Raw genomic sequence first — 5,534 nt, forward strand, 5'->3', positions numbered from 1 at the left:
GATGTGCGCTTTGAAACCTGCCGTGCTTCGGGCCCTGGCGGGCAGCATGTAAATAAAGTGGAAACCGCCGTAAGAGGGATCCATCAGCCCTCCGGCATACAGGTACTGGCTATGGACGGCCGCTCGCAGATCATGAATAAGAAATTATGCCTGCAGCGCCTGAAAGCCAAAGTGCTGGCCTGGCAAACGGAGCAGCTGGTAGCGCAGCAACAGCACCAGTGGCAGGAGCATAATGTGCTGGAGCGGGGGAATGCGGTTAGAACTATAAAAGAGGAGCTGTTATAATTAATAATGAAGAATGAATAATTAATAATCGCAGGGCTAGTACTTCGGTGAAGAATTGGCCTCCGGTATTATTAATTATTCATTTTTAATTATTAATTCTGAAGCTGGTTGGCAATCACAAACGCTATCAGCTCATCCTGCGCAATACCTGCACGCATACACGCATCCTGGATATCTTCCCGGGATACGTTTGCTGCAAAGGATTTTTCTTTCAGTCTTTTCTTCACGCCTTTAATATCCATGCCGGCATAACCATCCGGCCGCATAAGCGAGTAGGCGTGTACCAGCCCTGAGAGCTCATCAAAAGCGTATAACATTTTATCCATCTTACTTTCCGGCTCCACACCGAAATAGCGGGGCCCGTGTGAGGCGATGGCTCTTATTATTTCAGGATCTACCTGCAGGCGTTCCAGCTCCTCAACGATCTTGCGGCAATGCAGCCCGGGCCACAGGTCCCAGTCGGCATCATGTAATAAGCCGGCCAGCTCCCAGCGCCATTGCCCGGCTTCGTCCAGCTTTTCATTTTCAGCGGCCCAGCAGCGCATCAGGTGGCCTACCTGCCGCATGTGCAGCTGTAGCCTTTCGTTCTTTACCCATTCGCGCAGCAGGGCAGCTGCATCCTCTTTCGACAATACATTGCCGGCATTCGCCGGGTTACCGAATGTGGTCCTTCCTAATGGTAATATTTCCATTTGTAATTAATAATTAAGAATTAATAATTAATAAGCCTGCTGCGTTCAATTCGTAATGCGTAATTACAATTACTCCGCACCGGCTGTTATTCTTTGCAGCCATTTCTCCGCCAGTGCGGGCCACACGTCTGCCGCAGGATTGCCGGGCCGTAAGCCGTAACCATGTCCGCCATGAGCATAAAAGTGTAATTCTACGGGCACCTTGGCATCGCGCAATGCGCCGGCCATTACCAGCGCGCTATTGCCATAGGTATCATCTGCCGTAGCAAACAGGAACATGGGCGGGGTTTGGGCATTCACTGCCAGCTCCGGCGTTAAGCTGCGCTGCGGGCCTTTGTCGAGGTAGGCCGGGTAAATAAGCACTGCAAAATCGGGCCGGCAGGAGAGGGCGTCCGCATCATCCACCGGTGTATAATTATGTTGTTCGTATAATGTAGTGGCGCGTGCGCTTAAGCTGCCGCCGGCAGAAAAGCCCAATACGCCTATTTGTTTATTCAGCTTCCATTCTTTTGCCCGGCTGCGCACAATACGCAGGGCTCTTTGTACATCCTGCAGGGCGCCTTTTTCTTTTTGCGGCACACGGTACTGCAATACAAAAGCGGTATATCCTAAGCCGCTTAGCCATTGTGCAATTTCATCACCTTCCAGGTTAATGGCCAGTATGCTGTAACCGCCGCCCGGACAAACTACAATGCCTGTATGCAGATCACGTACACCGGCTTTGGGCGTGTATACGGTAAGGATAGGGTCTGTAACATCCGTTAGTCTTATTACATGCCTGCTGGTATCGGGTGTGGGTACCGCCGCTTTCTTGGCTGCTGTTTCCCCTGGTACCGCACCCGGCCATAAGTGAATGACAGTCTGTTGTTGCGCAACGCTGGAAAAACTGCTCATAATGATGCAAAATAGCCATAAAGGATGTTTCATAGAGTGGAATTTATTCCATACAAAATACAATTTAATGCCATTTGCAAGTATGCTTTCTATAGGTATTCCCTCAATTTCACGATTAGGTACCCTTTTTGTATCCAAAGCTGGCAGAAGCATATCAATCACCAAAACAACTAGTTATGAAACAAGTATTGAACAAATGGAACACTTTATTACTTGCTGTCCTGCTGCCTTTTGCCTTGCAGTCCTGCGGCGGCGGAAACACGAATACCAGTCATGACGATAGCGTAGACAGCGCTAAGGATGTAAATGAAGCAATGGCACCGGTAGACAATGAATCATCAGATTTTGCAGTAAAAGCCGCCAGTGGTGGTATGATGGAAGTAAAGCTGGGTGAGATCGCTCAGCAGAATGCCAGCTCGCCCCGCGTAAAAGCTTTTGGCCAAATGATGGTGCAGGATCACTCCAAAGCTAATGAAGAGCTGAAAAGCCTGGCCGGTACAAAAAATGTTACCCTGCCGGATAGCGTTGGTGAAGACCATAGCAAACATATCCAGGACCTGAGCAAAAAGACGGGTAAAGATTTTGACAAGGCCTATATAGATATGATGGTGGATGACCACAATGAAGATATTGACATGTTTGACAAGGCCTCCAAAGATCTGAAAGACGCCGATCTGAAAGCATTTGCCACCAAAACACTTCCTACTTTACGCGCACACCTGGATTCTGCCAAAACAGTACAGGAAGCGCTGAGGAAGAATAAGAATGAAAATCCCAGGAATCAGAATTAGTCCAGGGTCCATGGTCCATGGCGTGGTGCATGGCGGCCACTGTGCAATCACAGCCTGGTGCGTAAATGAAGGTTTACAAGATAATGGCTGGGCTTGGGTCTGTCCATATTCCGATATTCTTAATACAAAAGGCCATGGAGCAACTCCATGGCCTTTCGTGTATTTGCATTAATCAGGTTTGCAGTATAATAGCCGGCTCCGGCCTTCCATGTTCCAACATTCCTCTCGCAGCAGGCAATGGACTATGGACCATCGGCCATGGACCTCCCGGCTCTCCACGTTCAATATCCCACTTGCAGCAGGCTATGGACCATCGACTATGGACCATGGACCGTTAAGCAGTAATGCGGCCCGAAGGGACGCTACTGCTTAACCAGCTCTATCTCGCAATGAATGCGTACATCGTCGCCTACTACCAGGCCGCCGGCTTCGGTTACAGCGCTCCAGTTGAGGCCAAAATCTTTCCGGTTAATTTTACCGCTTACTGTAAAACCGGCTTTAGTATTACCCCAGGGATCTTTTACCACACCGCCGAATTCCACACCTACGGTGATAGATTTCGTTACATCGCGGATGGTGAGGTCGCCGGTTATATTATAGGACCCGTCATTATCCACGGATTCAAATTTTTTCGGCACAAAGGTGATCTTCGGGAAAGCATGATCGTCAAAGAACTCCGGAGAGCGAAGGTGCCGGTCCCGGTCATCATTGCCGGTGGATACCGATGCGGTGTCTGCCGTAAAAACGGCTTTGGCCGTAGTAAAATCCTCCTCTTCCGTTTCCGCTTCCAGGCTAAACTTATTAAAGTGGCCGGAAACGCTGGAGATCATCAGGTGTTTAATTTTAAATCCTATCGAGCTGTGTGCCGGGTCCAGGACCCATTTGGAGACTGCCATATGAAGTAGGTTTTTATGAATTACGAATGAGTCAATTACGAATTGGTTACTGCGGTTAGGTATTGTACAGTTGATAGTAAGTAGTTTATAATCTGATAATCATCAACTGTAATGCCTAATTTAAGCTACAATATCCAATTCATACTGCACAATTCCTAAATATTCTGTTACCTGGTTATTCATATCATAATTCCTTTCAATGGCATTCTTTTTTTCACAGGGCACACTGTGACTACTCCGTAATCCCTCTTCCTTGAACACTCAATCCGCATTTCGTAATTGACTAATTCGTAATTTCACAAAAATGTATGCCATTGTTGACATAGAAACCACCGGCGGCCATGCCAGCGCCAACGCCATTACGGAAGTAGCCATTTTTGTGTATGATGGCCTGCAGGTGGTGCAGGAGTACCATACCCTGGTAAATCCGCGCATGCCCATCCCATATTATGTGCAATCGCTCACCGGCATTACCGATGAAATGGTAGCGGAAGCGCCCGGCTTTGAAGAGCTGGCGGAAAGTATTTACGGCCTGCTGCACGATAAGATCTTTGTAGCCCACAACGTTAATTTCGATTATTCCTTTTTACAGCATCAGCTGGCCGGCCAGGGGTATGAGCTGAAGTGCAAAAAGCTTTGCACGGTACGCCTGGGGCGTAAGATCATCCCGGGCCTGCCATCGTACAGCCTGGGTAACCTGTGCCGTTCCCTGCAGATCCCTGTATTGCAACGCCACCGCGCTGCCGGCGATGCCGCTGCTACCGTACGTTTATTTGAAATGCTGCTGCAGCGGGATACGGAGCAGGCCATTGCCGGCGCCCTGAAGGCAGGTTCCAAAGAGCAGTTCCTGCCGCCCAACCTGCCGCCGGAGCAGGTGAAACAGCTGCCTGCCAACCCCGGCGTATACTATTTTCACGATCAAAAGGGAAAGGTGGTGTATGTAGGCAAGGCCCGCAACCTGCGCAAACGGGTGAACAGCCATTTTACCGGCAACAATGCCGGACACAAGCGGCAGGAGTTCCTGCGCAATATTTACAGCATCAGCTATGAAATAACAGGTACGGAGCTAATGGCGGAGATCCTGGAATCTGTGGAGATAAAGCGCTTATGGCCGGTATATAATTATGCCCAGAAGCATGTGGAGTTCAACTACGGCTTTTACACCTTTGAGGACCAGGACGGGTATTTACGCCTGGCCATTGAAAAGCGGCGTAAGTATTCCAGCCCCCTCCATGTATTTAAATTGCTGGTAGAGGGGCATCAGCTGCTGCGGAACCTCATCCGGAAGTTTGATCTGTGTCCCAGGCTGTGTTTTCTCCAAAAGGGGAGTGGCGCCTGTTTGCCGCTGCAGGAGCATACCTGCCATGGCGCCTGTGAAAAAAAAGAACCCGCAGCCTTGTATAATAACAGGGTGCAGGAAGCCATAGACTGGTTGCAACAGCAACAGCCGTCATTTGTAATTATGGGTCATGGGAGAGATGTTGAAGAACAGAGCTGTATACTCATGGAAAAAGGGCGCTTTTACGGCATGGGATACCTTCCCCGGGACGTAGCCGTTACCGGTAGTGACCAGCTAAAGGATTTCCTTACGCAGTACCCCGAAAATGAATACATCCAAAACCTGATCCGGCTGCATGCAACCGGCAAAGCGGCCCGTTTGTTACCATTGTAACAACCCGTATTCCACACTCCACACGTACGTTAAAATAAAAGACGATAGTAAATGAGTCCCGGCCGGTAATAACATATGGATCCCGGTAGCCTCTCCATGCTCAACATTCTTCCCGCAGCAGGCAATGGACCATCGACTATGGACCATGGACTTAACCATCGGTCTGTTTGAAAGGCGCAAAGATCATTATTGAAAGAATGTGTTGCTGTTGCGCAGGTATGAATGACGAACTGTATGGTACACCCTTTTGGTTTTTACAGGCCATAAATATCCTGGTACCGGATCCGGTACAATGCTGGTAGAT

At 49.1% G+C, this 5,534-nt stretch carries 6 protein-coding genes; 3 read left to right on the forward strand and 3 right to left on the reverse strand.

Going from position 1 to position 5,534, the window contains the following annotated elements; all coding sequences use genetic code 11:
* The coding region (locus VIM87_RS09730) for a peptide chain release factor-like protein (RefSeq protein ID WP_331996804.1) at positions 1-285 on the forward strand (285 nt) is incomplete at its 5' end.
* Between the two features lie 92 nt (positions 286-377).
* Here VIM87_RS09730 and VIM87_RS09735 read toward each other — a convergent pair.
* Together VIM87_RS09735 and VIM87_RS09740 are read right to left on the reverse strand one after the other, a co-directional pair.
* The gene (locus VIM87_RS09735; protein WP_331996805.1) at positions 378-977 is read right to left on the reverse strand and encodes a hydrolase; all 600 of its coding nucleotides are present in this window, start codon (positions 975-977) and stop codon (positions 378-380) included.
* Positions 978-1,046: 69 nt separating this feature from the next.
* Positions 1,047-1,904, reverse strand: a complete 858-nt coding sequence (locus tag VIM87_RS09740) for an alpha/beta hydrolase (RefSeq protein ID WP_331996806.1) — start codon at positions 1,902-1,904, stop codon at positions 1,047-1,049.
* 143 nt (positions 1,905-2,047) lie between these two features.
* Here VIM87_RS09740 and VIM87_RS09745 point away from each other — a divergent pair, with 143 nt between their 5' ends.
* Positions 2,048-2,662: a DUF4142 domain-containing protein gene (locus VIM87_RS09745; RefSeq protein WP_331996807.1), complete on the forward strand. Its 615-nt coding sequence runs from the start codon at positions 2,048-2,050 to the stop codon at positions 2,660-2,662.
* A gap of 362 nt (positions 2,663-3,024) precedes the next feature.
* On the opposite strand, the gene VIM87_RS09750 is transcribed toward VIM87_RS09745, so the two are convergent.
* Positions 3,025-3,558 (reverse strand): YceI family protein, encoded by a 534-nt coding sequence (locus VIM87_RS09750; RefSeq protein ID WP_331996808.1) that lies wholly within the window; start codon positions 3,556-3,558, stop codon positions 3,025-3,027.
* Positions 3,559-3,862: 304 nt separating this feature from the next.
* Between VIM87_RS09750 and VIM87_RS09755 the strand changes: the two genes are divergently transcribed.
* Positions 3,863-5,230: an exonuclease domain-containing protein gene (locus VIM87_RS09755; RefSeq protein WP_331996809.1), complete on the forward strand. Its 1,368-nt coding sequence runs from the start codon at positions 3,863-3,865 to the stop codon at positions 5,228-5,230.
* Positions 5,231-5,534 lie beyond the last annotated feature (304 nt).

Origin of the sequence: Chitinophaga sp., from assembly GCF_036569125.1 — a bacterium.
Taxonomy (GTDB): Bacteria; Bacteroidota; Bacteroidia; order Chitinophagales; family Chitinophagaceae; genus Chitinophaga.

Coding starts and splice junctions, on each gene's coding strand:
- VIM87_RS09740 (WP_331996806.1), bottom strand. CDS start 1,904: ATGAAACATCCTTTATGGCTATTTTGCATCATTATGAGCAGTTTTTCC.
- VIM87_RS09750 (WP_331996808.1), bottom strand. CDS start 3,558: ATGGCAGTCTCCAAATGGGTCCTGGACCCGGCACACAGCTCGATAGGA.
- VIM87_RS09745 (WP_331996807.1), top strand. CDS start 2,048: ATGAAACAAGTATTGAACAAATGGAACACTTTATTACTTGCTGTCCTG.
- VIM87_RS09755 (WP_331996809.1), top strand. CDS start 3,863: ATGTATGCCATTGTTGACATAGAAACCACCGGCGGCCATGCCAGCGCC.
- VIM87_RS09735 (WP_331996805.1), bottom strand. CDS start 977: ATGGAAATATTACCATTAGGAAGGACCACATTCGGTAACCCGGCGAAT.